The sequence below is a fragment of the Streptantibioticus ferralitis genome (assembly GCF_029223525.1).
GTDB lineage: Bacteria > Actinomycetota > Actinomycetes > Streptomycetales > Streptomycetaceae > Streptantibioticus_A > Streptantibioticus_A ferralitis.
The window spans coordinates 147,518-171,550 of sequence record NZ_JARHTQ010000001.1; the positions used below are offsets into that span (position 1 = coordinate 147,518).

Below are 24,033 nucleotides of genomic sequence, written 5' to 3' on the forward strand. Positions count from 1 at the left end.
GATGTCGCTGATCAACAGCTCCCTGCACGAGTTCGACCCCGAGGTCGCGGCCGCCGTCGACGCCGAGCTGCACCGCCAGCAGTCCACCCTGGAGATGATCGCGTCGGAGAACTTCGCTCCGGTCGCGGTGATGGAGGCCCAGGGCTCCGTCCTGACCAACAAGTACGCCGAGGGCTACCCCGGCCGCCGCTACTACGGCGGCTGCGAGCACGTCGACGTCGCCGAGCAGATCGCCATCGACCGGGTCAAGAAGCTGTTCGGCGCGGAGCACGCGAACGTCCAGCCGCACTCGGGCGCCCAGGCCAACGCGGCCGCGATGTTCGCCCTGCTCAAGCCGGGTGACACCATCCTGGGTCTGAACCTCGCGCACGGCGGGCACCTCACCCACGGGATGAAGATCAACTTCTCCGGCAAGCTCTACAACGTGGTGCCGTACCACGTAGACGCCGAGACCAACCGCGTCGACATGGACGAGGTCGAGCGGCTGGCCAAGGAGCACCGGCCGCAGCTGATCGTGGCGGGCTGGTCGGCGTACCCGCGCCAGCTGGACTTCGCCGCGTTCCGCCGGATCGCCGACGAGGTCGGCGCGTACCTCATGGTCGACATGGCGCACTTCGCCGGGCTGGTGGCGGCGGGCCTGCACCCCTCCCCCGTACCGCACGCGCACGTGGTGACCACCACCACGCACAAGACGCTCGGCGGTCCGCGCGGCGGAGTGATCCTGTCCACCGCGGAGCTGGCCAAGAAGATCAACTCCGCGGTCTTCCCCGGCCAGCAGGGCGGTCCGCTGGAGCACGTCATCGCGGCGAAGGCGGTGGCCTTCAAGGCCGCGGCCACCGAGGAGTTCCGGGAGCGGCAGTCCCGTACCCTGGAGGGCGCGAAGATCCTCGCCGAGCGGCTGACCCAGCCGGACGCGACGGAGGCGGGCATCTCGGTGCTGTCCGGCGGCACGGACGTCCACCTCGTCCTGGTCGATCTGCGCAGCAGCGAGCTCGACGGCCAGCAGGCCGAGGACCGGCTGCACGAGATCGGCATCACGGTCAACCGCAACGCGGTGCCGAACGACCCGCGTCCGCCGATGGTCACCTCGGGCCTGCGGATCGGCACTCCCGCGCTGGCCACCCGTGGCTTCGGCGCGGCCGAGTTCCGTGAGGTGGCGGACATCATCGCCGAGGCCTTGAAGCCGTCCTACGACGCGGGGACAGCCGAGGGCCTCAAGGCCCGCGTGACGGCGCTCGCCACGAAGTACCCGCTGTACCCCGGGCTGAACTAGTCCGGGTCCGGCTGACGGGGCACCGTGCACACTGGACGTGCGCCGGTGCCCCGCGCCACGCATCACAGAGCGCATCACCCACGCGCCGACAAAGGAGTCTCCCCGTGGCCATCTCGGTCTTCGACCTGTTCTCGGTCGGCATCGGCCCGTCCAGTTCGCACACGGTCGGCCCCATGCGCGCCGCCCGCCTGTTCGCCCTCCGTCTGAAGAACGAGGGCCTGCTCGCGCACACCGTCTCGGTGCGCGCCGAGCTCTTCGGCTCGCTGGGCGCGACCGGCCATGGCCACGGCACGCCGAAGGCGGTACTGCTCGGGCTTGAGGGCGATGCGCCGCGCACGGTCGACGTGGACACCGCGGACGAGCGGGTGGAGCGGATCCGCGCCACCGGCCGTCTCCAGCTGCTCGGCGCGCAGGAGATCGACTTCGACTTCGACCGGCATCTGATCCTGCACCGGCGCCGCTCACTGCCGTACCACGCCAACGGCATGACGCTGTTCGCCTACGACGGCGAGGGCGCGCCCCTGCTGGAGAAGACCTACTACTCGGTCGGCGGCGGGTTCGTCGTCGACGAGGACGCGGTCGGCGAGGACCGGATCAAGCTCGACGACACCGTCTTGAAGTACCCGTTCCGCACCGGCGACGAGCTACTGCGGATATCGCGGGAGACCGGCCTGTCGATCCCGGCGCTGATGCTGGAGAACGAGAAGGCCTGGCGCACCGAGGAGGAGATACGCACCGGTCTGCTGGAGATCTGGCAGGTCATGCGGGACTGCGTACGGCGCGGTATGAGCCGCGAGGGCATACTCCCCGGCGGCCTGAAGGTACGGCGCAGAGCGGCCGCGGTCGCCCGTCAGCTGCGCGCCGAGGGCGATGCCGCCGCCCGTGCCATGGAGTGGGTGACGCTGTACGCGATGGCGGTCAACGAGGAGAACGCGGCGGGCGGCCGGGTGGTCACCGCCCCGACCAACGGCGCCGCGGGCATCATTCCGGCCGTCCTGCACTACTACATGAACTTCGGGGCCGGTGACGCCTCCGAAGGAGAAAAAGAGGAGGGCGTGGTCCGCTTCCTGCTGGCGGCCGGTGCGATCGGCATGCTGTTCAAGGAGAACGCCTCGATCTCCGGCGCCGAGGTCGGCTGCCAGGGCGAGGTGGGCTCGGCCTGCTCGATGGCCGCGGGCGGTCTGGCCGAGGTGCTCGGCGGCTCCCCGGAGCAGGTGGAGAACGCCGCCGAGATCGGCATGGAGCACAACCTCGGCCTGACCTGCGACCCGGTCGGCGGTCTGGTGCAGATCCCGTGCATCGAACGCAACGGCATGGCCGCCGTCAAGGCGGTCACCGCGGCCCGCATGGCCCTGCGCGGCGACGGCCGGCACCATGTCTCCCTCGACAAGGTCATCAAGACCATGAAGGAGACGGGGGCCGACATGAAGGTCAAGTACAAGGAGACCGCCCGCGGCGGGCTCGCGGTGAACGTCATCGAGTGCTGAGCGGATGGCCCTGACCTGCGACTTTGCCTCTTTCAGAGCTGTCGGGGCCTTCCCTTCTTACCTGGTGGATTGTCCCCGAAAAGTCCCCGGGACAGAGCTGAAAGTCCCCGAAAAGTCCCCAGGAAATCTCCAGCACGATGGGCGCTGACCAGCCCATTCGGGTCACTGGCCAAGCCCGTCCGCCGACGGGGAGCGCCGGAGGGCAGGTGCTCCGGCCTCGGAACTGCGGCTGCTGGACCGGCTGCCGGAGCCCGTCTGCGACAGTCGGTGCACAAGGTCACCACCGAGCCGTTCCCGGACGGCTCCTTCGACGTGATCCACGCCCGGCTGGTGCTCAGCCGTCTCCCGCAGTGCGACGACGTCATGCAGTGAGGTCATGCAGCGCTGGAGCAGCCTGATTTTCGGCACGCTCGACACCGGCAGCTGGTGGGCGCGCAACTGGCCTGGCTCGCTCCTCGGGTACGGCTACCGGGACGTCGGGGCGAACAGCTCACCCAGAACCTGCGGGGCGGCAACCGGCTCGCTGACTTCTGGCGGCTCACGGTGGACATATCGAGGGAGCAGCTGATCGCGGGCGGCTATGTGACGCCGTACGAACTGGATGAGTTCCACGCCCTGTTGCGCGACGACGACTTCCGGGACCTGGCACTCGCGCTGGGGCAGTCCTGGGGCCACAGGTCGGGGCCACGGGCGCGCAGTCCACCGGACTCGCCGCCGCCCAGACGGGCACCGCGCGTCGGTCTGCTCTCCACCGGGTCACTGGGCTGTTGCCGGATGTGATCGCTGAACTCATCACTGAGGTGGGCACGTTGCGGCACGAGCAGCTCGGGCTCGGCTGCGGCGTCGGGCTGTGAGAGCCGGGGTGATGCGCAAGCTCGTCTTCGTCGACCGACTGCTGGCCACACTGGTGAATCTGCGCCATGGAACCACTCATGACGTGCTGATCGGGTTCGACTCCCCCGGGCTCCACCCGGCAAATATCATCTGACCTGCAGAAACGGGGATGTATAGGTATTTTTGTGCCAGTTTCAACCCGCAGGTGCGCGGTCGGCCGTCGAAGGTGGCACTGCCAGTGACAGTCTCCCCAGGAGTGCTGTCAAGGGGGATCTGGCTGGTGGGAGCGGGGCCCAGGAGTCTGGGGAGCATGACAACCGCTGATACCGCCGCGACGGCAGAAGCCGCGCAGTCGACGCCAACCGCCGTACGGATGACCGGGCGCCAGGTCGCCGCCCTGGTGGTGCTGCTGGCGTCGCAGTTCATGATGGCCGCCGACTTCTCCGTGCTGAACGTGGCGCTGCCCGAAGTCGGCACGTCCCTCGGGTTCTCCACGGGGAGCCTGCAGTGGATCACCACGACCTTCGCCTTGTGTGCCGCCGGGTGCACGCTGGTCTTCGGCCGGGTCGGGGACTATGTGGGCCGCCGGCGCATCTTCACCGTCGGCATGGTCGTCCTGACCGTCTCCTCGCTCGTCGGTGGCGTCGCCCAGTCGCCGGCGATGCTGCTGGCCGCCCGTACGCTGCAGGGCTTGGCCACCGCCGCCGTCACGCCGGCCGCGCTCGCCCTGCTCACCACCGCCTTCACCGAGCCCGCGTTGCGCACCAAGGCCCTCGGCCTCAACAGCGTGATGATGAGTTCCGGCTTCAGTGTCGGGGCGATCCTGGGCGGTGTCCTCACGGACGTGTTCTCCTGGCGCTGGGCCTTCTTCATCAACATCCCCGTGGCCATCGCGGCGATCGTCGTCGTGCCGATGGTCGTCGACGAGAGCCGGGCCGAGCAGCGCAGCCGGATCGATCTGCCGGGTGCACTGCTGATCACCCTGGGGCTGTTCGCCGGGATCTACGGCGTCACCCGCGTCGGCGAGGAGGGCCTGGACTTGACGGCCAGCATCGCGCTGATCGTCGCCGCCGTGCTGCTGGGTGTCTTCTGGGCCGTGGAGAGCCGTACCGCCGACGCCCTGGTCCCGGTGAAGATCCTCAAGAGGCCCGACATCGCCTTCGGCAACCTGGCCGCGCTGTTCATCTTCGGCGGCGAGACCGCGCTGATCTTCTTCACCGGTCTGTACGTCCAGAACGTGCTCGGCCTGTCGCCCCTGGTGGCGGGCCTGGTGCTGCTCGGCATCGGCGTCGGCCAGATCATCGCCGGCACCGTCGGTCCGCGCATCCTCCAGCGGGTCTCGCCGCGCACGATGCTCGGAGTCTCCCTGGCTTTGCAGGGCGCGTTCATGCTGCCGGCGCTGTGGGCGACCTCGGAGTCCGTCTGGCTGGTCCCGCTCATCGTGACCCAGTTCGTGAACGCCTTCTTCTCCATGATGGCGGCGCTGTGCTTCATGGTCATCGCCACCTCGTCCGTCGACGCCGACGCGCAGGGCATGGCGACCGGCATGGCTACCCAGAGCCAGCAGGTCGGCATCGCAATCGGCATCCCGCTGGTGAGCGCGGTGTTCGCCGCGGGCATCGGGCAGGGCACCGTGACCACCGCCGAGGAACTCACCGGAATCCACACGGCGATCGGCGTGGCCGGCTTCTCCCAGCTCGCCGTGGGTCTTCTGCTCTGGCTGGTGCTGCGACGCAAGGCGGAACAGCAGTAGCGGCAGCCACCGCGCCGGACGGACGCGGTGGCCGGTACGGCCGGGAGTGCGGCGGGTTCCGCTCTCCCGGCCGTTGTGGCACCAGTCACCGTGGTTCCAGGCGACGTTGCCCATGCCATAAGGGAGTTCATAATGAGAAAGGTGGACCAGATCGTGAACACCGACCTCGGCAGTTATCTACGACAGATGCGCGAGCGTGTCCGGCCGGAGCAGAGGGGGCTGCGGACCAGTGGCTCGCGTCGGGTGCCGGGGCTGCGCCGGGAGGAAGTGGCCGCGCTGGCGGGGGTGAGCCAGACCTACTACACGCGTCTCGAGCAGTCCCAGACCGCGCATGCCTCGCCGCAGGTGCTGCTCTCCATCGCCCGCGCCCTGGATCTCAGCACCGACGAACGGGACTACCTGCTCAAGATCGGCACACCCGTACAGGATCCGCACCAGCCAGCGCCCCAGGCCGACCAGCTCAGCCCCAGCACCAAGATGCTGATGGCGTCGCTGGGCAATGTGGCGGCGGCAGTGCTGAACTACCGGTGCGACATCCTGGCCTGGAACTCGCTGTACCACAAACTGTTCGCGCCGCACCTCGACTTCGACGTCACCGAGGACGGCGACCGGCGGCCCAACATCATCAAGATGAACTACCTCGACGACAACGTCCGGGCGCTGTACGCGGACTGGGCGGCGGAGTCCGAGTCGAACGTGACGTATCTGCGGTTCATCTCCGGAAACCACCGGCACGATCCGCGGCTTGCCGAGTTGATCGGTGAACTGACCATCCAGAGCGAGGAGTTCGCGGCGCTCTGGTGCCGTCAGCGGGTGTCCAACTGCATCGAGGGGACGAAGCTCTTCGACCATCCGGTCATCGGCGAACTGGAGTTGATGTACCAGTCCGCGGACCTGCAGGACGGCAACATCCTGAAGTTCTACCACGCGGAGCCAGACTCCCCGCACGAGGCGGCGCTGCAGCTCCTCACGGTGGATCTGGACTCCGTGCACCACCGCTGAGCGGCCCGGAACCGACACGGACAGGAGGAGGTCCCGGTCCGAGGAACAGGATGCTGACTCTGTCGGGGACCTTGGGGATCCCCGGCGGGGCAGCATGATCAACGGGCATGCTCGGCTCTGTTCAAGGACCGATGCAGTTGTCGAGGTGCCCGTTGTCGCTCCGCGCCCGTTCTGGTGAGCAAGTCCCTTCTCTGACCGTGCAGATGGCGCGAGCGAGCAACCCGGGCGGTACAACGGCGATGTGGGTGAGAGACCACCTCGACGGGCTGTGGCGTGATCAGGACTTCGCCGACTGGTACCCGCGCGACTGCCGCCCGGGTCTCTCGCCCGCCCGGCTGGCCACCGTCTGTGTGCTGCAGTTCCTGCTCGGTCTGTCGGACCGGCAGGCGGCCGAGGCGGTTCGCTACCGCATCGATTTCAAGTACGCGCTGGCCATGGAACTGGACGATCCCGGCTTCCACCACAGCGTGCTGGCCGACTTTCGCGAGCGTCTCACCGAGGGCGGCCGAGCCGACCGTCTCCTCGACCTCGCGCTCGCGCGCCTGAAGGAGGCCGGTCTCGTCCGCGAGCGCACCACCCAGCGCACGGACTCCACCCACGTCCTGGCTGCGGTGCGCGACCTGACCCGGCTGGAACTGGTCACCGGGGCCGTCCGCGCCGCGCTGGAAGAGCTGGCCGGCACCGCTCCGCACCTGCTGGCTGGCCTGGTCGACGAGGAGTGGGGGCGCCGCTACGGCCATCCGGTCCGTCTGGGCAAGAACCCCACCCGCCCCAAGACCAGGATCCTTGCCACAGGCGGCGACGCCATCCGGCTGCTGGAGCACGTCGGGGAGCAATGGGGCGGATCGCCTCTCCGGTCCCCGGGTCCAGGCCCTGCGGCAGATCATGGTGCAGAACTACTACCGCGACGGGGCCGGTCGCCTGCGCTGGCGCACCACCGAGGACGGCGGGCTGCCGCCCTCGGCCGTCGCGGTCGTCTCGCCCTACGACCCGACGGCCCGCTACGCGCGCCGCGGACATGCCACCCGTTGGACAGGGTTCGTCGCACATCTCACCGAGACCTGTGATCCTGACGGCGTCAACGTGATCACGGATGTGGCCACCACCGACGCCACCGGCTACGACGCGAAGGCTCTGCCCGGCATCCACACCCGGCTGAAGCGCCGCGGGCTGCTGCTCGCCGAGCACCTGGTCGACGGCGGCTACACCTCCCTGGTCCATCTGGAACAGGCAGCCCGCAAGCACCAGGTCACGGTCACCGGACCGCTGCCGGTCAACTCCACCCGCCAGCACCGCAAGAACGACGGCTTCGGCCGCGACGACTTCCACATCGACTTCGATCGCCGGCAGGTCACCTGCCCGCAGGGCGATACCAGCGCGGGATGGCACGGCCCCTATCCGACCTCCTCACCCACCGCGGCACCTCTGGTCGTGGCACGGTTCGCCAAGAGCCAGTGCCGTCCCTGCCCGGTCCGCACCCGCTGCACGACCACCACCGACGGCGCCCGGACCGTGGGCTTTCCCCCGCGAGAACTCCGCGATCTGCAACTCCGAGTCCGGGCCGAGCAGCAGACACCCGAATGGCAGGCCCGGTATGCGGCCCGCTCCGGAGTGGAAGGCACCATCAACGAGCTCGCTCACGGACACGGCATGCGCCGCTGCCGCTACCGGGGACAGCAGAAAGCCCACCTACAGCACGTGTTCACAGCCATCGCCGCAAACATCGAGCGCCTCAGCCGACGGCAGCCGACCGGAGAAAGTACCCCCGTCCCGGCCGCCAACCGCCTTCCAGAACTTCCTGGACCAGCACGGAATCCCCCGGCCGAGGTCTTGGCGGTCCGCCAGAGACTGAGCAGACGACACCAAGATCCCCGACAGAGTCAGCATCCGAGGAACAGGACCGGGGGCTTTCGCGCTGCGGTATGCGAGAAGCCCTGCGCGGAGCTACGTCCGCCGGATCGCCGTGACACCCCAGGTGAAGCCCGATCCGGCGGTCGCCACGATGACCAGGTCGCCGGAGGCGATACGGCCCTCCCGCTCCAGTTGTTCCAGGGCGAGGAAGGGGTCTGCGCCGCCGAGGTGGCCGTCGAGTTCGTACTGGAAGACGCTGCGGGAGGGGTCCACACCCAGTTCGGCCAGGTATGTGCGGTGGGTGTCCTGGTTGCCGTGGGTGACGAGGAAGTACGCCACGTCGGCCACCTCCGCCCCGACCTGGGCGAGGACCTTGTGGGTCAGCGTGGTGAAGTTGTCGATGAACGCGGTGGCGAGACCGTCGAGCTTCTCGCCCCTCTCGACCTTGATCTCGCCGCCCTTGATCTCGCCATAGTACGAGTCCACCCACTGCGGATCGGTGTGGTGGGCGCCGCCGAGGACCTCGTACCTGGCGTCGGCGGAGACTAGTACGGCGGCCGCGCCGTCGGCGAAGTTGAACAGCTCGATATAGCCGGTGCCGTACTCGACGAGCTGGCTCAGCCGGTCCGCGATGATCACCAGGGCGTGCTTGTGCGTGCCCGCCCGGACCTGGTCATCCGCGAGCTTCACGGCGACCATGCCCGCGTTGCAGAAGTTGGAGACCTCGTAGCAGTGCGCCTGCTCGATCCCCAGCTCCAGGGCGATCCTCGCCGCGGGCGACCAGAAGGGCGTACCCCACTCGCTGGAGCCTGCATAGAGGACGAGGCCGATCTCGTCGAGCGCAACCGGGTTCCTGGCCAGGACGCGGGCGGCGGCGTCGCGGCCCAGGCCCCAGGAGGTCTCCCCCTCGGCCAGTACCGAGAACTTGCCCGAGGGCAGGATCTGCCCGAGCTTCTCCACGCCGTACCCGGACTCCCGGCTGACCTCGGTGACGCTCTTCTTCCCGCTCGGCATCTCCAGAGCGAAGTCGGCTATTCCCACGGTTGTTCCTCCACCTGCCTGTCGGTCAGACGTATTCCACGACGGCGTGCGGCACATAGGGCGCCTCAAGCCGGGCCACTTCGGTGTCGTCGAGCTTCAGGTCGAGAGCCGCCACCGCGTCTTCGAGGTGGCGCTTCCGCGTCGCGCCGACGACGGGCGCGGTGACGGCCGGCTGCCGCAGCAGCCAGGCGAGGGCGACCTGGGCCATGGGGACGCCGCGTTCGGCGGCGATCTCCGCGACCACCCGGGCGACCGCGCGGTCCGCCGCCTCGGTCCGGCCGTAGAAGCGCTCCTGGACCGGGTCGCCCGCGGTACGGGCGGACTCCGTGTCCCACTCCCGGGCGAGCCGACCGCGGGCCAGCGGGCTCCACGGCGTGACGCCGACGCCCTCAGCGCGGCAGTACGGCAGCATCTCGCGCTCTTCCTCGCGGTTGACGAGGTTGTAGTGGTTCTGCATGCTCACGAACCGCGTCCACCCGTGCAGGTCGGCGACGTACTGCGCCTTCACAAACTGCCAGGTGTGCATCGACGAGGCGCCGATATAGCGGACCTTGCCGGCGCGCACCACGTCGTGCAGCGCCTCCATCGTCTCCTCGACGGGGGTCTCATAGTCCCATCGGTGGACGATGTAGAGGTCGATGTAGTCGGTGTCCAACCGGCTCAGACTGGCGTCGAGTTCACGCATGACCGCCGACCGCGACAGGCCTCCGGACAGCGGGTTGTCGGTGAGCTTCTCGTACACCTTGCTGGCGATGACCACGTCGTCACGCCGGGTCAGTTTGCGCACGGCGCGGCCCAGGAATTCCTCGCTGGTGCCGAGGGAGTAGATGTTCGCGGTGTCGAAGAAGTTCACGCCGAGGTCGAGGGCCTGGGCGATAAACGGGATGCTCTCCTCCTCGGGCAGCGACCACGGATGGGTGCCGAGCCCGGGCTCGCCATAGCTCATGCAGCCCAGAGCCAGCCGGGACACCTTCAGGCCGGTAGAGCCCAGCCGGACGTACTGCAACGTTCTTCCTCTCGTCTTGCTCTTGCTTCCTCTTTTTCCTCTCGGGTCAGGCGGCCGGGGTCAGCTCTTGAACTCGTTCTGGACCTCCGTCAGTCGGCCCCAGGAGGCGATGCCCTCGTCGAGAGGGATGTCCAGGCTGGCCAGGTACATGGCAGTCATGGCGCTGTGGCCCGCCAGGTGGGTGATCTCAGCGATCTCGTTCTGCGAGTAGTGCTCGCGCAGCGCGAAGAAGGAATCCGCGCTCGCCTTGTGGTCGACCATGCACTCGGTGACGTAACGGACCAGGGCCGCGCGGCAGGCCGGGAGTTCGTCGTAGAGGCCGTCCTCGATCGCCTTGATCTCGGTGTCGTTCAGGCCGGCCTTCTTCGCCAGGGGGTAGTGCAGCAGGCGCTCGAACTCGCTGTCGCGCAGCTTGGCCACGCGCAGCACGATGACCTCGCGGTCCAGCAGGCTCAGCAGACCGACGGTGAAGGTACCGCCGAGTGCGAGGTGAGCGGCGGCGGAGTTCTTGGTCAGCAGCAGGGCGCGGGTGAGGTTGGACTCGAACTTCTCGTAGACCGCCCGCTGTTCGGGCGTCATGTCGGCGACCGCGGTGAGGGTGACGCGGGGGGTGGTGGTCGTGTCGATGGTCGTCGTCATGGTGGGACTCCTTCGTTTCCGGAACAGAGTGGGGTTACTGGGCGGACAGGCCCGCGAGTTGCGGGGCCGGTGCGAGCTCGGGCAGAACGTGCCGGGCCAGGGTCCGTTCGACCGCGCGTACGACCGTCATGGGGGTGCGGTCGTCCAGCGGGACGAGGGCATCGAGGTGGCCGTCGGGGCGGACGACCAGGGCGTGGGCCTCGCGGGGGAGCTTGCTCAGCAACGGGCCCGGCGGGCGGCCGCCCAGGTCGGTGACGGTCGCCGCGGTCACCTGCTCGCGCAGCTGTTCGGCGAGCGCGGCCCACCGCTCGTACCGGTACTGCAGACCGGGCCACAGCAGCACGGAGTAGCGGTCCACGGCGAGGACGGGGGCCGTGCTCGACTCCCGCCAACCCAGCGGCAGTCGCTCGCCCGGCACCAGGGCACGGCGCCTCGGGCGGGGGCCGTAGTGGGTGTCGAGCTGGGCCAGGCGGGGCGCGAGCACCTTCTCCAGGACCTGGGTGCCAGTGCCCAGCCGGTAGACGGCGTCCCGGGCGAGGGTCTGGTGCCGGGTCGGGTACAAGCCGATTTTCGCAAGGCGGGTGGAGAGTGCAGAGACCTGGTCGACGGCCGGCCTGCGCTCGACGTCGTAACTGTCCAGCAGCTCGGGGCGGTAGGCACCGCGCACCACGCCGGCCAGCTTCCAGCCCAGGTTGACCGCGTCCTGGATCCCGGTGTTCAAGCCCTGGGCGCCCGACGGGCTCATCGCGTGGGCCGCGTCGCCGGTGAGGAAGACCCGGCCGCTGCCGTAGGTGCTAGCCGAGCGGACGTGGGCGGTGAAGACGCCGCTGAACTTCATCTCGCCGAGCCTGCGCGCCCCGGGGACGCGTTCGGCGAGCAACGTCTCGAAGAAGGCGCGGTCGGGGGTGTCGCCGGTGTAGCCGACGGGCACACTCGCGCCGACCCGGAAGATCCCGTCACCCAGCGGCGCCAGCACCATGTTCCCGGTCCGGGTGAGGTAGTAGGCTGCCTCGCTGCTGGTGGTCTCCCCGACGATCTCGGCGTCGGTGATGGCCAGCCGGGTGCGCAGGGTCCGGCCGGCGAACCGGAAGCCGAACGCTTCGCGGATGACGCTGTTGTAGCCGTCGGCGCCGACGACGTAGTCGTATGTACGGGTCTCCGAGCCGCCGTCGGGCAGCTGGAGCCGGCACTCCACCCCGTCCGGGTGCTGGGCGCCGTCGACAAACGTGGTGTCGTAGTCGATCATGCCGCCGAGCGCCGTCAGGTGCTCCTCGAGGATCGCCTCGGTGCGCCACTGAGGGATGGTGATGGCAAAGGGATAGCCGACGCCCCGCAGCCGGTCGAACCGGATCAGGCCGATCATTTTCTTGTTCGAGTAGTAGTTCATCTGGTCGAAGTAGTGGCCGTTGTCGACCAGCTTCCTGCCCACGCCCACACGGTCCAGGAGTTCCAGGATGCGGGGCCACAGGATCGTGGCGCGCGAGTGCGGGCTCTGCCTGCGGAGCTTAGAGATGACGTCGGCCCGGACCCCGTGCGCCAGCAGCTCACTGGCCAGAACCATCCCGACGGGACCGGCGCCGACGACGAGGACGCGCGGCAGCTGTGTGTCGCGTGCCATGGCTCAGGCGTCGAGGGGACGCAGGCGGTGGACGTACGGCGCACGGAGATACGCGCCGTCGACCCTCGCGAGGAAGTCTGCGACGTACGGCTCCTTCATGTGCAGGTCGATGGCCCCCTGATCGGCCCACTCCTCGACCAGCACGACGACGTTTTCGTGCTCCGCGGACCGCCAGGCGTCGAACCGCAGGACGCCCTCTTCCTGCTGCGTCGCGGCGCACAGCTCGTTGAAGGCTTCGACGGTGTCCGTCAGCCGGTCCGGTACGACGTCGAAGAGAACGGTGATCTCGATGCTCATGTGCGGGTCACTTCCTTGGCGATGAGGTCGTCGAGGGCGACGAGGGGAAGGGGGCGGGCGGGAGTGGGCGCGTCCTCGCACTCGTGGGGGGCGACGTCCCACCGGAGCAGGGCGGCCGATCGGCGGTCGCCGGGCGACCGCCCGACGTCGAGGCAGACGGCGGCGCAGGTACCGACCAGCGCGTCCGGCGCCTCGACGTCGGTGGTCAGGGCCCGGGTCAGGAGGTTCAGTACGCCGCCGTGGGTGACGACCAGGACGGGGAGCCCTGTGGCGTACCGATCGGCCTCTTCCGCGATATCGCGCACGGCCGTGGCGAAGCGGGAGAGCGCGATGCGTCCCGTCTCGCCGTCCGGTGGGCCGTAGTCGGGGTCGGTGAGCAGCCGCCGCATGGTGCGCGGGTGCTGCCGGGCGAAATCGGCGCGGTCCTGGCCGTCGAGGGCGCCCAGGTGCCGTTCGCGCAGCCCGTCGAGGCGCAGGTGGGGGATGTCGAGCCGGCCCGCACAGTAAGCGGCGGTCTGGGCGGCACGGGCCAGCGGCGAGGAGTACACCGCGGCCCAGCCGCCGGGCCGCAGCGAGCGGGCGATCTGTTGTGCCTGTCGTACGCCCGCGTCGTTCAGGGGGATGTCGGCCTGGGCCTGGAAGCGGTCCGCGGTGTTGCGGTCCGTCTCTCCATGGCGGAGCAGCACGATACGCATGACGGCGGCCTGTTCGGTGCGCTCAGGCGGCGGACGCGGTGGCGCCGAGGGACTCAAGCACGCGGGCGGCCTCGTCGATGCTCTGCTGGGCGGTCAGCACGCCCTCCGCGATGGAGACGCCGAGCCGCTTCTCCAGGATCAGCGACATCTCCAGAAGGGCCAGGGAGTCCACCGCCAGGTTCTCGAAGACGGTGTCCTGGGACACGTCCTCCGCCGGTATCTCGAACTTACCAGTGAGGATTTCGATGATCATCGTGGTCACGGAACCGGTCATGGGTCACCTCAAGTGGTTTTAAAGAAACGGAATTTGACTGGGTGTTTGGGTACGTAGCTCAGCCGACCGGGAGATCCGGCCAGGTGAGGGTGGCCGAGCCCCAGGTGGCGCCGCCGCCGAAGGCCGTCAGCAGCACGCGGTCGCCCGCCGTCAGCAAACCGTTGGCCATCCCGTCGGCGAGGGCGAGCGGGATGGAGGCGGCGGAGGTGTTGCCGACGCGGTCGATGTTCAGCACGGCACGTTCCGGCGGTAGTCCGAGCTGGTCGGCGACGGCTTGGATGATGCGGATGTTGGCCTGGTGGCCCACCAGCCGGTCGATGTCGGCGACCTCCCAGCCCGTACTTGCCAGCACCGTGCGCGAGGACTCCGCCATGTGGCGCACCGCGGCGAAGAACACGGACTTGCCGTCCATGCGGAAGTACCGGTCCTCCGGGCGCGGCTCCGCGCCCCGGGTACGCTCCTCGACGCCGCCGCCGCGCACCGTGATCAGGTCGGCCATGGAGCCGTCGCTGCCGAGGTGCACGTCCAGCACTGCACCGGGTTCCTCGCGCTCGCCAGCCCGCAGCAGTACGGCGCCGGCTCCGTCGCCGAAGATGACGGAGGTGGTGCGGTCGGCCGGGTCCAGGATGGTGCTGAACGACTCGGCGCCGATGACCAGGACCCGCTCAGCGAATCTCGCGGTCACCGCAGCCGAGCCGGCCTGGAGGGCGTAGACGAAGCCGGAGCACACGGCCGCCACGTCGTACGCCGGTACGTCGGTCAGGCCCAAGCGGGCGGCGACGGCTGGCGCGGTGGCAGGGCAGGGGCGGTCGGGGGTGGTGGTGGCGACGATCACCAAGTCGGCGCCGTCCGCGCTGGCGTTCTTCAGCGCCCGCAGACCGGCCTCGACGGCCAGGTCGCTCGTGGTCGTGCCCGCGTCGACGACATGGCGCTGCGCGATGCCGGTCCTGGTGCGGATCCAGGTGTCGGAGGTGTCGAGGCGCTGGGCGAGTTCGTCGTTCGTCACCACGCGCGGGGGCACGTAACCGCCCACGCCGGCGACCACCGCTGCGCGGCTCATATCGCGGCCGTCCCTTCCGGGAGCCGATGGGCGACGGAGGACCGCACGTGGAGGCCGGCGAGTTCGGCGACGACGTCCAAGGTGCGCCAGACGCCGCCGCCCATGCGCAGCAGTCCGGGCTCGTCCAGACGGGTCGTCACCCGGATGCCCTCGGTGGGCCGATCGGGCCGGGACGCGGTCAGCGTGGTCTGGCGCATCCACAGGGTGTTGCTGTCCTGGCGGCGCATGCCATCGAGGTCGTACAGCATGATCTGGGCCAGCTGAAGGGCCGTCACGAAGGCGTCGATCACCGACACCGACGGCTGGTGGGTGCCCTCGAGTCCGGCCGTGGGCACGAGGGCCCCGTTCTCGTGGGTGACGGCCAGAGTAGCGTCGGCGCGCAGGGCGCGGTGGTCCACGTCCACGTCGCGGACGAGTTGGCGGCGGGTGGTGAAGCCGGTGCCGAAGTAGCGGTTCGCCGTGGGGCCGAGGATCGCTTCGAGGCCGGAGTACGTCCGTTCCTCGTCCGAGTTCCCGGGGCGGGCCGGTGCGTAAGCATGCTCGACCTCGCAGCGGATGCGCATGGTGCCGACCGCGCAGTCCACCACGGACACCGCGCGCGTGGGGTCCCCGGCGACCGGGTCGGTGTGGCGCAGGGTCGCCTCGGCGGGCAGGTGGTCGAGGTCCTCCTGGGGGCTGGCGCCGGCGGTCATCCGCACCTTGCGCAGCCAGGCGTCGCGCAGATCGGCACCGGGGGTGCTCAGGCACGCCTCGGCCAGCTGGGCGGCGATGACGATGCCGTCGACGGTGCTGAAGTGCGGGCGAAGGTCGGTGCTCGCTCCCTTCTTCGACCAGTCGGCTGGGTACCGGACGCCCACCGAGGAACGCGCCAGGACGGAACCGTCCGCGGTGTGGGAGAGGTGCGTGGCGCCGATGTCGTAGCCGACCCGGCGGAAGCCGCGGCCGAAGAAGCGCTGCTCCGCGGGTCCCAGGTGGTCGTCGACGGATGCCAGCACGGTCCGCGCTGAACTCGTGGTCATCGGTGCTCCGTTCGTCGGATGTCGTCCGGCTCGGTCCGCTGGCCGGGTGCGTTGCGCAGACCGCGTCTGCGGCCACCTCCGCGCCGGATGGCGCAGGTCAGCCGTGCCGTGCAGGTCCGGTTCCCGGAGTCGTCGGTGACGACGATCTCGTACGAGGCCACGGACTGCCGTTCGTCAAGGGGCCGGCACACTCCCGTAACGGTCCCCGAGGAGACCCATCTGTGGTGTGTGCATGACAGATCGATGCCCACCGCGTTCCCGCCGGGACTGGCGTACAGGAAAGCGGCGACAGAACCCAGGGTCTCGGCGAGCACCGCGTTCGCGCCGCCGTGCAGAATACCCACCGGCTGGCGATTTCCGGAAATGGGCATGGTGCCCACCACCAGTCCCTTTTCGCAGGTGATGATTTCAATACCCAGGCGCCGAGTGAGCTGCTCGCTTTCGAATGAGCGGTCGACCTGCATCGGTCCTAGCATCATCTTCGGCATTAAGGTCTCCGTCTGTTTCCGCGGCCCGCACCGGCGGGCTGATTCGAGTAAAACACGGCGGTACGGTGACCGAAAGGCTCATGGCCTGTAGCTGCCAATGGCGCGGCACTTCCCCCTGGATGCGGAAGGCTTGTACAGCAGCGGTAACCTGCCAGAAACTCGGGAGTGTTTCGGTGCGTGTTACCCAGCTGTGCCTGGGTGTACGTGGAGTTGACAGAACAGGAAAGGAGCGCGGTCGCAGTGCAGCGCATTTCGCTCGGCGGGCTCGAGGTCTCACGCATCGGCCTGGGCGCCATGACGATGTCCGACTACTACACGGGAGCGGGCAGCGACGAGGAGGAGGCGGTCCGCACCGTCCGGCGGGCGCTCGACCTGGGCGTCGACTTCATCGACACCGCCGAGATCTACGGCCCGTTCGTCAATGAGGAACTCGTCGGCCGTGCCGTCGCCGAGCGGCGCGACGAGGTCGTGATCGCCACGAAGTTCGGCTTGGTCTCTCACGACGGCGCCGGCCTGAACGTGATCGACAGCTCACCAGCCAATGTACGCAAGGCCGTCGAGGGCTCGCTTCGGCGGCTGGGCACGGACCGTATCGACCTCTACTACCAGCACCGTGTCGACCCGAACACGCCGATCGAGGACACGGTGGGCGCGCTGGCCGAGCTGGTGAGCGAGGGCAAGGTCCGGCACATCGGGCTCTCCGAGGCCGGCGTGGACACCGTCCGCAGGGCGCACGCGGTCCACCCGGTCACCGCGGTGCAGGTGGAGTACTCGCTGTGGTCCCGGGAGCCCGCCGAGTCGCTCCTGCCGGTCTTCCGCGAGCTGGGCATCGGGCTCGTCGCCTACTCGCCGCTCGGGCGCGGGTTCCTCACGGGAGCGATCCGCTCCACCAAGGAACTCGACCCAGGTGACTTCCGGTTGACCACACCCCGGTTCGCCGAAGGCAACTTCGAGCGGAATCTGCGGATGGTCGACGAGGTGGAAGCCGTCGCCGCGGACGTCGGTGCGACGCCCGCCCAGGTGGCGCTCGCCTGGCTGCTGGCGCAGGGCGACGACATCGCCCCGATCCCCGGCACCAAGCGGGCGGCCCGTATCGAGGAGAACGCCGCGGCGGACGCCGTCGTCCTCACCCCGGGGCAATTCGCCCGCCTCGACACCCTGACCCCGCCGAGCGGCGAGCGGTACGCGGAGGGGGACTTGGCGCGGACGGGATTGTAGGCGGTCAGTCGGTGGGCCGGGTGGAGTGTTTGCCGGTGGCCGGTGTGGATTCCCACAGGTCGGCGCCAGTTGGGCTGGGGACGGATCAGTTCGGCTGGTGCCCGCGGTGGTTCTGTTGAGGTGGGGCCCGGTTCTGCTCGCCCCGCGGCGCTGCGGTCGGCGCCGGTTGCGCCGCGGTCGGGAGCCAGCCCCCCTTCCGCCCACGTTGGTTCCGCCGCGGTCAGTCGTACCCCGCCAGCTCAGATCCACTGCCGCCGGACCACCTCCGCTCCCGCCTGGAAGCGGCTCTGGGCTTCCACCTTAGCCATCACCCCCGCAATGGTGCGGCGGATCGTGCGGACCGACAGGCCGGTTCGGCGGGAGATGCCCTCGTCGGTCAGACCCTCGGCGAGGAGTACCAGCGCCTCCCGCTCCCGCGTGTTCAGCCCGCCCCGCTCCGCCGCGCGCGTGGCGTCGCCCGGTACGTCGGCCGACGGGGTGGAGAGCGCCCAGACCTGGTCGAAGAGAGCTTGATAGGCCCCCACCAGGATGGGCCCTCGCAGCAGCGTCGCCGACGAGTCCCCGAAGCCGGGGTCAGGGAGCACGATGGCCAGGTCCCGGTCGGCGACCGCCATCCAGACCGGCAGATGCGGCAGCATTCGCATGCGCGCGCCGGACGCGGCGATCCGCCGGGTGTCGTCGGCGTAGGCTGGATCGCGGTCGGCGTCTCCGAGGTGTAGAACGCGCACCTGCGCCCCGCGGCCCGCGAGCTCGGCGCTCAACTGCACCGCTTGCTCGCGCACCAGCCGGTCGCAGGGGCGCCGGGGCAGCGCGAGCCGCAGCTCGCGCACCCTGCGGATGCGCATGGTGTCCAGCACGGTCGCCAGGGCGTCGGAATCGGTCAGTGGCTGCAGCGCTGGGGGCGCTGAGTCCGGTCCGAGTAACACGTGATTCTCCATCTGTAGCTATTCAGCCGGGTGCGGCCGGTTCACTCACGAGTGAGGTTGATCGATAGGGCCCGTGTGTGGTCGATCCCGTTCGCCCCGGGGAGGGGCCACCGCACCTCTCGCACCCTCCGCGCCATCCATCAATACTTTGGCGAAGCATCCAATATATTGGCGCCCAGCCGCACTTGAGGTCAACCAGGTACGCAAGTAGTCCAATAGATGACGCAACATGGCCGATTTGCGATGTTGAGAGCGCGGCGATCGAACTTATGCTGGGAGTGTGATCATGAAGGCAGGGAGCGGCCAGGGGCAACGGCGGTCACTGGCTGAGCGGTTGAACGCCTTGTTTGCGATGGCACGATTGACCAATGCCCACGGTCGGCAAAGGGAGTACTCGACCGCCGAAGTGGCCAAGGCAGTCACCGCCGACACGTCACATCCGGCAACCTTGTCCCGAAGTTACCTGGCGATGCTGCGCAACGGGTCGCACACCAACCCGACGTTGAGCGTGCTGGAGGGTCTCGCCAAGTTCTTCGACGACCACCGCCCCCCGGGAACAGCACCGATCACAGTGCAGTCACTGGTCGCCCAGGACGATCCCGAGGATGAGCTGTTGCGGCAGCGACTCGCTGATCACCAGGTGCGGGCGATCGCGATGCGGGCGGGCGCAATGACACCGGCCATGCGCAAGCAACTGTTCAAGATGATTGCGGTCTTCGATCAGGACGACACTCCCGATCCAGGCACTGGATCACAAGAAGGGACATAGTGGCTGTACGTGAACGCGAGCTGCGCCGGCAGTGCAAACAGCTGCTGCGGAAACTCGACATCCAACCTCCACTGCACGTGAATGACCTGTGTCGCAGACTCGGTGAACATCTGGGCAAACCCATCCGGCTGATTCCCTGGGCACTGCCGGTCCCGGGACCATTCGGATTATGGATGTCCCGGCCGAACGAGGAGGTCATCTTCTATCAGGAGGAAACTACCCGCGTTCACCAGGATCACATCATCTTGCACGAGGTCGGCCATATTCTCGCCGATCACCAAGACGACGGTGACCCGGGCGGGGAATTCCCCGATCTCGGCCCGGACTTCCCCCGTGACCTGATCACCCGGGGCTTCCGTCGCACCTGCTACACCGAGGACTACGAACGCGAGGCCGAACTGGTCGCGACGATCATCCAGGAGTGGGCGATAGTCATCGACTACGTCAGTGCCCGTACACCCGAGGACCCGGCCCTGGACCCGCTGCGTTCGGCGCTGAACCCCCCTTGGGGATGGGCGTGATGTTCCAAGTACCGCTGATCATCCTGCTGAGTGTCGGGGTGTTATGGAAGGGCATAGACCTAATACGTGCCCCGCACGACCGGGTGCTGCGCTTCCTTGTCGCCTCACTGGTCCTCCTGATGGCCGGGGAGATCCTCAGCTTCCCCGAGGTCAACGAGACGATCGACACGGCCACGGCCGTCGGCCTCGGCAAGGTGGCGTTCAACGGGCTATACATGTCCGGCCTCTTCACCCTCGTCCTGGTCTTCGTCTCCGCCATGCGTGGCTCGGACGCCGAATACCGTCGGCACCTGCGGATCAACACCGGCCTGCTCGCCGGTACGCTGACCGCTCTGGTCCTCGCCATGATCGCTACACCTGCGGGGATGCGCGACCACTCCCTGAGCACTCCGGACATGGCACATCCAGCCATCGCCTCGTTCTACCTCGTCGGCAACGCCTACTTCGTCTACGCCTACCTGGCGTCCGCCCTGTGGGCCCTGCGCTATGCCCGCAGGGCGTCCCGGAACCTCGGGCTTGGCCTGCTGACCATGGCCCTGGGACTCATCGGACTGACGATCACGTCGGTCAACCGAATGATCCTGGTGGCCCTGCGCATTGACGAACCCGGGTCGCACGAGGCGTTCAACACGGTGAACTGGTCGCTGTCCAACTGGGCCATGGGCATTGTCCTCATCGGAATCTGCTACTCCGGCGGCGTGCAACTGATCACCCGCCTGCGGTCGTTCGTGCACCACCGCCGCATGTATCACGAGCTTGCCGCACTGTGGACGGCGCTGACCGCCGCTTATCCGGAGCTCGTCCTGACCCGTCCCCCGGACGGGTCCAGATGGCATCGTCTCCGCCAGCACCGTGCCTACGAGCGGCGATTTTATCGTCGGCTCATCGAATGCCGTGACGGACTGGTGCGCTTGAGTCCCTACCTGACTCGTGTCGCCCCCGACGCCGATCTTGCCCATGGCCCGGCCGATCAACTCGCGCGGCACATCACCGAGGCGCTGGCGCTGAAGCCGACGACCGAGTGCCCGCACACCGAACTTCCCGCCGCTCTCGTCGCATCGCCCGCTGCCACCGACCTGGGCGCCGACGCCGACGAACTCATCTCTCTGTCACACGCCCTGCGCGAAAGGACATCATGAACAAGGTACTGATCACCGCGGACCGCGTCATCGCCGGACCCGCGGATCAGGTGACCGTCGACGGCGCCGTGTTCGTCGAGTCCGGCATGGTCACCGCCGTCGGTGCCGCCGCCGACTTGGACGCAGCGGTCGATACGCAGGTGCCTCGGTTGCGGTGTCCCGGAGCGACGGTGATGCCCGGCATGATCGACTGCCATGTCCACCTCGCCTTCGACGCAGGTCCGGATCCAATCAGTGCGGTTGCCCAGGCAGACCCGGGCGAGCTGTCCGCCTCCATCGCGGACCACGCCGAACAGATGCTGGCCGCCGGGGTGACGACCGTACGGGATCTCGGTGACCGTGACGCGCTCACCGTGGCATTGCGTGCATCCATCGACTCCGGGGACACGGTCGGGCCACGTATCATCGCCGCGACCGCGCCGTTGACCTCACGTGGGGGCCATTGCGGCTTCCTCGGCGGTGAAGTGAGCACGGACGACGACATCCGGGCACAGATCGCCCGCAACGCGGCAGCCGGAGCCGATCTGATCAAGGTGATGGCCTCGGGCGGCGCGCTCACCCCGAGCGGCCCGCGTATGTGGGAGGCACAGTTCACGCCCGGTCAGCTGCGTCTGATCGTCGAGGAAGCCGAGCGCCACGGTCTGGGAGTGGCCGCGCACGCGCACGGCTCGGAAACCATCGCCCATTGTGTGACCGCCGGTGTCCGTACGCTCGAGCACTGTTCCTGGCGCACCGCGGAGGGCATCGTCCACGATCCGGCGGTCGTACGCCGCATGGTCGAGAACGACGTGGCCGTCTGCCGCTGCGTCTCCGGGGACTGGCGGCTGTTCCTCGATCAAATGGGGCCTGAGCGAGCCAAGGCGATGATTGAGGTCATCCTGGCAATGCGGGAGGCCGGTGTCCGGTTCATCGCCGGCACCGACGCGGGCGTGCCAGGGGCACGTTTCGGCGACTACGTCGGCATGCTCGAATTCTTCGACTCGCTCGGTTTCACCCATGCCGAGATCCTCGACATGGCCACCGTCAACGCAGCCCATGCCCTCGGACTGTCAGACACAGGCGCCCTCGCTCCAGGCATGCGCGCCGACCTCATCGTCGTCGACGGCAACCCGTTGACCGAGTTGGGCGCCCTCCGCGAGATCCGACACATCTTCACGGCAGGTCGCCCGGTCACCAGGTGAGGAGCGCGGGACCTGCGCGAGCACCCGTCACGCGCGTATCGCAAATCACATGCCCGAACCCAGCATTTGTCGACGGGCCACAAGGAGCAACGCCTCTTCAGGCTCCGCTCACAGCGCCTCGGGCTCCTTCAATGCACTGCCGCTGCACGGATCGCCACCCGTTGGCCGCCCCCGACCCTACTGACCCTGATCTCAGCGTCAGCGGATTATCAAGAAATAGCAGGTCAGCGACATCCTCCGGCACCAGAAACGCATCACCGATTCCGGAGCCGTAGAACCCTTCACCTATCATCCCATGCACAGGCGACAAGACACTCTGGGCACACATTCCAAGGTTGAAAAAAGAATCCGCAGGTCAAAGGCTTGACATGCGGTTTCCCATGGAGCCGCCTTCGGGATTCGAACCCGAGACCTACGCATTACGAGACCATTGGCGGACACCCCATGATCTGCGGCTTCCAGGCCACGCACCGCTGACCCCACATAGCCGGTTCCGCCTACCGTCCGGTGTAGCTGACGGTGACAAGAAGTCCCCGTATTGTCCCCGGCGCCCGATCGAAGCAGCCGTACAGCCACAAACCCGCAGGTCAGTGCCCTGATCACTGGCTGCCGACATGAAGGTCAAGTACAAGGAGACCGCCCGCGGCGGGCTCGCGGTGAACGTCATCGAGTGCTAGGCGGATAGGCCCTGAACTGCAGTTTTGAGTCTTTCGACGCTGTCAGGGCCTTCCCTGCTTACCTGGCGGATTGTCCCTGAAAAGTCCCTGGGACAGCGCTGAAAGTCCCTGAAAAGTCCCTGGGAAATCCCTGGCGGCAGGGTGCCTGACCAGGGCATGAAGGCGCTCCCGACGACGGCCGGTCCCGTGAACGTTCCTCGCCGCCTGCCTGGCCCGCTGACGTGTCGGCGGGTGCGCTCCGCAAGGGCTGGAAGCTGACAGTCGAGCCATAGGGTTGCTGCGTGAGCGACTACGTTGGCACCACACGCGCCACTTATGACGCCATCGCGGCGCAGTACGCGCACCGGTGGAGCGCACCTTCTGCGTGGGTCAACGCCGAACTCAATCGCCTAGTCGCGGCGCTGCCATCCGATGCTCGCGTCGCGGACATCGGCTGCGGCCCAGGACACCACACCCTGCTCCTGCGGAACTGTGGGTTCCGGGTCGTCGGCTTCGATCTGTCCCGACAGATGCTTACCTGTGGTGGTGTGCCTGGCCTCGTACAAACCGACATGCGCGCGCTCCCGCTGCCAGCCCAAGTAATGGATGCGGTGTGGTGCGTAGCCGCGATGCTGCACATACCCAGACCCGAGGTCCCGGATGTGCTGGCCGAGTTCAGTCGTGTCCTGCGGCCTGGCGGCCTGCTATCGCTCAGCGTGGTTGAGGGAGACGGTGAAGGCTGGGAGCCCGTTTCCTACGCGCAGACCTACCGGCGCTGGTACGTCTTCCATCGAATCGAACCACTGATCCAGCAATTGACCCTGGCGGGATTCGACGTGCTGAGCTACTCGCGACGGTCCACTCACCGGAACTGGCTCCACCTCAGCGCACAGCGCGGTTGATCAACTACAGACCAAAGCGGCCTCCGCCTGATTCGCGGTCTGCTCGGTTCGCTGGGGCATGGCGGGGATCAGGCTTGTCGCCCGTGCGAGTGGGTCCGGGAACGCGCCGTGACACACACGGTGACTGAACTGGCCTCCTCCCAGGCTTCGTTGAGGCGGGTGTGCCGGGCAGGCGGAGGCCGGAAAAGCGACCTAGCTGGACCCGGGCCTGCGCGTTGGTCGACCGAATGAGCGGGGCAATCCGATGTCGCCGCTGCGCTGGACGACGAAGCCGACCCGGAACCTCGCAACGGAGCTGACCTGGCGGGGCTACCGGCTTCCGCCGACATGGTCGACAACCTGCCGCTGATCGTGACGGCCACTCAACCGACTCCAGTGAAAGCG

Annotated in this window: 25 protein-coding genes and 2 pseudogenes; 16 read left to right on the forward strand and 11 right to left on the reverse strand. The window is 68.3% G+C overall.

The window, feature by feature from the left end; translation table 11 throughout:
• Position 1: 1 nt before the first annotated feature.
• The 9 genes and pseudogenes from glyA to P2L57_RS00705 form a co-directional block, all read left to right on the forward strand.
• The gene (gene glyA / locus P2L57_RS00665) at positions 2 to 1,273 is read left to right on the forward strand and encodes a serine hydroxymethyltransferase (RefSeq protein ID WP_275806452.1); all 1,272 of its coding nucleotides are present in this window, start codon (positions 2 to 4) and stop codon (positions 1,271 to 1,273) included.
• A gap of 104 nt (positions 1,274 to 1,377) precedes the next feature.
• Positions 1,378 to 2,760: an L-serine ammonia-lyase gene (locus P2L57_RS00670; protein ID WP_275806454.1), complete on the forward strand. Its 1,383-nt coding sequence runs from the start codon at positions 1,378 to 1,380 to the stop codon at positions 2,758 to 2,760.
• Between the two features lie 267 nt (positions 2,761 to 3,027).
• Positions 3,028 to 3,132: a class I SAM-dependent methyltransferase gene (locus P2L57_RS00675; protein WP_275806456.1), complete on the forward strand. Its 105-nt coding sequence runs from the start codon at positions 3,028 to 3,030 to the stop codon at positions 3,130 to 3,132.
• A 54-nt stretch (positions 3,133 to 3,186) separates the two neighbouring features.
• Positions 3,187 to 3,540, forward strand: a complete 354-nt coding sequence (locus P2L57_RS00680; protein ID WP_275806459.1) for a hypothetical protein — start codon at positions 3,187 to 3,189, stop codon at positions 3,538 to 3,540.
• 85 nt (positions 3,541 to 3,625) lie between these two features.
• Positions 3,626 to 3,748 carry a hypothetical protein gene (locus P2L57_RS00685; RefSeq protein ID WP_275806461.1) on the forward strand — a complete coding sequence of 41 codons (123 nt, stop codon included), beginning with the start codon at positions 3,626 to 3,628 and terminating at the stop codon, positions 3,746 to 3,748.
• Between the two features lie 156 nt (positions 3,749 to 3,904).
• The gene (locus tag P2L57_RS00690) at positions 3,905 to 5,347 is read left to right on the forward strand and encodes an MFS transporter (protein WP_275806463.1); all 1,443 of its coding nucleotides are present in this window, start codon (positions 3,905 to 3,907) and stop codon (positions 5,345 to 5,347) included.
• A 132-nt stretch (positions 5,348 to 5,479) separates the two neighbouring features.
• Entirely contained in the window at positions 5,480 to 6,349 is an 870-nt protein-coding gene (locus tag P2L57_RS00695; protein WP_275806465.1) for a helix-turn-helix transcriptional regulator, read from the forward strand.
• A gap of 245 nt (positions 6,350 to 6,594) precedes the next feature.
• Positions 6,595 to 7,416: a transposase gene (locus P2L57_RS00700; RefSeq protein WP_275806467.1), complete on the forward strand. Its 822-nt coding sequence runs from the start codon at positions 6,595 to 6,597 to the stop codon at positions 7,414 to 7,416.
• A gap of 16 nt (positions 7,417 to 7,432) precedes the next feature.
• Positions 7,433 to 8,023, forward strand: a pseudogene (locus tag P2L57_RS00705) (transposase); the annotation flags it as partial.
• 270 nt (positions 8,024 to 8,293) lie between these two features.
• Here P2L57_RS00705 and P2L57_RS00710 read toward each other — a convergent pair.
• The 10 genes from P2L57_RS00710 to P2L57_RS00755 are packed head-to-tail and all read right to left on the reverse strand — an operon-like array spanning position 8,294 to position 16,220.
• On the reverse strand, positions 8,294 to 9,241 hold the full coding sequence (locus P2L57_RS00710) for a 3-oxoacyl-ACP synthase III family protein (protein WP_275806469.1): 948 nt from the start codon (positions 9,239 to 9,241) through the stop codon (positions 8,294 to 8,296).
• A gap of 25 nt (positions 9,242 to 9,266) precedes the next feature.
• Positions 9,267 to 10,247, reverse strand: a complete 981-nt coding sequence (locus P2L57_RS00715; RefSeq protein ID WP_275806471.1) for an aldo/keto reductase — start codon at positions 10,245 to 10,247, stop codon at positions 9,267 to 9,269.
• A gap of 60 nt (positions 10,248 to 10,307) precedes the next feature.
• Positions 10,308 to 10,886 carry a carboxymuconolactone decarboxylase family protein gene (locus tag P2L57_RS00720; RefSeq protein ID WP_275806473.1) on the reverse strand — a complete coding sequence of 193 codons (579 nt, stop codon included), beginning with the start codon at positions 10,884 to 10,886 and terminating at the stop codon, positions 10,308 to 10,310.
• A 34-nt stretch (positions 10,887 to 10,920) separates the two neighbouring features.
• Entirely contained in the window at positions 10,921 to 12,504 is a 1,584-nt protein-coding gene (locus P2L57_RS00725; RefSeq protein ID WP_275806475.1) for an FAD-dependent monooxygenase, read from the reverse strand.
• Between the two features lie 3 nt (positions 12,505 to 12,507).
• Positions 12,508 to 12,801: a putative quinol monooxygenase gene (locus P2L57_RS00730; protein ID WP_275806477.1), complete on the reverse strand. Its 294-nt coding sequence runs from the start codon at positions 12,799 to 12,801 to the stop codon at positions 12,508 to 12,510.
• Positions 12,798 to 13,496 carry a histidine phosphatase family protein gene (locus P2L57_RS00735; protein WP_275806479.1) on the reverse strand — a complete coding sequence of 233 codons (699 nt, stop codon included), beginning with the start codon at positions 13,494 to 13,496 and terminating at the stop codon, positions 12,798 to 12,800. The genes P2L57_RS00730 and P2L57_RS00735 overlap by 4 nt, the downstream gene beginning before the upstream one ends.
• Before the next feature lie 22 nt (positions 13,497 to 13,518).
• Complete coding sequence (locus tag P2L57_RS00740; RefSeq protein ID WP_275806481.1) at positions 13,519 to 13,770, reverse strand: acyl carrier protein; 252 nt, start codon at positions 13,768 to 13,770, stop codon at positions 13,519 to 13,521.
• A gap of 58 nt (positions 13,771 to 13,828) precedes the next feature.
• Positions 13,829 to 14,830: a beta-ketoacyl-ACP synthase III gene (locus P2L57_RS00745; RefSeq protein WP_275806483.1), complete on the reverse strand. Its 1,002-nt coding sequence runs from the start codon at positions 14,828 to 14,830 to the stop codon at positions 13,829 to 13,831.
• Positions 14,827 to 15,849, reverse strand: a complete 1,023-nt coding sequence (locus P2L57_RS00750; RefSeq protein ID WP_275806485.1) for an AvrD family protein — start codon at positions 15,847 to 15,849, stop codon at positions 14,827 to 14,829. The genes P2L57_RS00745 and P2L57_RS00750 overlap by 4 nt, the downstream gene beginning before the upstream one ends.
• On the reverse strand, positions 15,846 to 16,220 hold the full coding sequence (locus P2L57_RS00755) for a hotdog fold thioesterase (protein ID WP_275806487.1): 375 nt from the start codon (positions 16,218 to 16,220) through the stop codon (positions 15,846 to 15,848). Before P2L57_RS00755 ends, P2L57_RS00750 begins: the two co-directional genes overlap by 4 nt.
• Positions 16,221 to 16,577: 357 nt before the next feature.
• Here P2L57_RS00755 and P2L57_RS00760 point away from each other — a divergent pair, with 357 nt between their 5' ends.
• Positions 16,578 to 17,555, forward strand: coding sequence for an aldo/keto reductase (locus P2L57_RS00760; RefSeq protein WP_275806489.1), 978 nt, complete (start codon positions 16,578 to 16,580; stop codon positions 17,553 to 17,555).
• Positions 17,556 to 17,794: 239 nt separating this feature from the next.
• Here P2L57_RS00760 and P2L57_RS40090 read toward each other — a convergent pair whose 3' ends face one another.
• Positions 17,795 to 18,481 carry a helix-turn-helix transcriptional regulator gene (locus tag P2L57_RS40090; protein ID WP_275806491.1) on the reverse strand — a complete coding sequence of 229 codons (687 nt, stop codon included), beginning with the start codon at positions 18,479 to 18,481 and terminating at the stop codon, positions 17,795 to 17,797.
• Between the two features lie 286 nt (positions 18,482 to 18,767).
• Here P2L57_RS40090 and P2L57_RS00770 point away from each other — a divergent pair, with 286 nt between their 5' ends.
• The 6 genes and pseudogenes from P2L57_RS00770 to P2L57_RS00795 form a co-directional block, all read left to right on the forward strand.
• Positions 18,768 to 19,250, forward strand: coding sequence for a hypothetical protein (locus tag P2L57_RS00770; protein ID WP_275807574.1), 483 nt, complete (start codon positions 18,768 to 18,770; stop codon positions 19,248 to 19,250).
• Positions 19,250 to 19,771, forward strand: coding sequence for a hypothetical protein (locus P2L57_RS00775; protein WP_275806493.1), 522 nt, complete (start codon positions 19,250 to 19,252; stop codon positions 19,769 to 19,771). The genes P2L57_RS00770 and P2L57_RS00775 overlap by 1 nt, the downstream gene beginning before the upstream one ends.
• Complete coding sequence (locus P2L57_RS00780) at positions 19,771 to 20,910, forward strand: MAB_1171c family putative transporter (RefSeq protein ID WP_275806495.1); 1,140 nt, start codon at positions 19,771 to 19,773, stop codon at positions 20,908 to 20,910. Before P2L57_RS00775 ends, P2L57_RS00780 begins: the two co-directional genes overlap by 1 nt.
• Entirely contained in the window at positions 20,907 to 22,091 is a 1,185-nt protein-coding gene (locus P2L57_RS00785) for a metal-dependent hydrolase family protein (RefSeq protein WP_275806497.1), read from the forward strand. Before P2L57_RS00780 ends, P2L57_RS00785 begins: the two co-directional genes overlap by 4 nt.
• Positions 22,092 to 23,049: 958 nt before the next feature.
• Complete coding sequence (locus tag P2L57_RS00790; RefSeq protein WP_275806499.1) at positions 23,050 to 23,649, forward strand: class I SAM-dependent DNA methyltransferase; 600 nt, start codon at positions 23,050 to 23,052, stop codon at positions 23,647 to 23,649.
• A gap of 156 nt (positions 23,650 to 23,805) precedes the next feature.
• Positions 23,806 to 23,962: pseudogene (locus P2L57_RS00795) on the forward strand (ISAzo13 family transposase); the annotation flags it as partial.
• Positions 23,963 to 24,033 lie beyond the last annotated feature (71 nt).

Excerpts from the sequence above, each read along its gene's own strand:
- glyA (WP_275806452.1), top strand. The coding sequence starts at position 2 with ATGTCGCTGATCAACAGCTCCCTGCACGAGTTCGACCCCGAGGTCGCG.
- P2L57_RS00685 (WP_275806461.1), top strand. The coding sequence starts at position 3,626 with ATGCGCAAGCTCGTCTTCGTCGACCGACTGCTGGCCACACTGGTGAAT.
- P2L57_RS00690 (WP_275806463.1), top strand. The coding sequence starts at position 3,905 with ATGACAACCGCTGATACCGCCGCGACGGCAGAAGCCGCGCAGTCGACG.
- P2L57_RS00695 (WP_275806465.1), top strand. The coding sequence starts at position 5,480 with ATGAGAAAGGTGGACCAGATCGTGAACACCGACCTCGGCAGTTATCTA.
- P2L57_RS00720 (WP_275806473.1), bottom strand. The coding sequence starts at position 10,886 with ATGACGACGACCATCGACACGACCACCACCCCCCGCGTCACCCTCACC.
- P2L57_RS00725 (WP_275806475.1), bottom strand. The coding sequence starts at position 12,504 with ATGGCACGCGACACACAGCTGCCGCGCGTCCTCGTCGTCGGCGCCGGT.
- P2L57_RS00730 (WP_275806477.1), bottom strand. The coding sequence starts at position 12,801 with ATGAGCATCGAGATCACCGTTCTCTTCGACGTCGTACCGGACCGGCTG.
- P2L57_RS00735 (WP_275806479.1), bottom strand. The coding sequence starts at position 13,496 with ATGCGTATCGTGCTGCTCCGCCATGGAGAGACGGACCGCAACACCGCG.
- P2L57_RS00740 (WP_275806481.1), bottom strand. The coding sequence starts at position 13,770 with ATGACCGGTTCCGTGACCACGATGATCATCGAAATCCTCACTGGTAAG.
- P2L57_RS00745 (WP_275806483.1), bottom strand. The coding sequence starts at position 14,830 with ATGAGCCGCGCAGCGGTGGTCGCCGGCGTGGGCGGTTACGTGCCCCCG.
- P2L57_RS00750 (WP_275806485.1), bottom strand. The coding sequence starts at position 15,849 with ATGACCACGAGTTCAGCGCGGACCGTGCTGGCATCCGTCGACGACCAC.
- P2L57_RS00755 (WP_275806487.1), bottom strand. The coding sequence starts at position 16,220 with ATGCCCATTTCCGGAAATCGCCAGCCGGTGGGTATTCTGCACGGCGGC.
- P2L57_RS00770 (WP_275807574.1), top strand. The coding sequence starts at position 18,768 with ATGAAGGCAGGGAGCGGCCAGGGGCAACGGCGGTCACTGGCTGAGCGG.
- P2L57_RS00780 (WP_275806495.1), top strand. The coding sequence starts at position 19,771 with ATGTTCCAAGTACCGCTGATCATCCTGCTGAGTGTCGGGGTGTTATGG.
- P2L57_RS00785 (WP_275806497.1), top strand. The coding sequence starts at position 20,907 with ATGAACAAGGTACTGATCACCGCGGACCGCGTCATCGCCGGACCCGCG.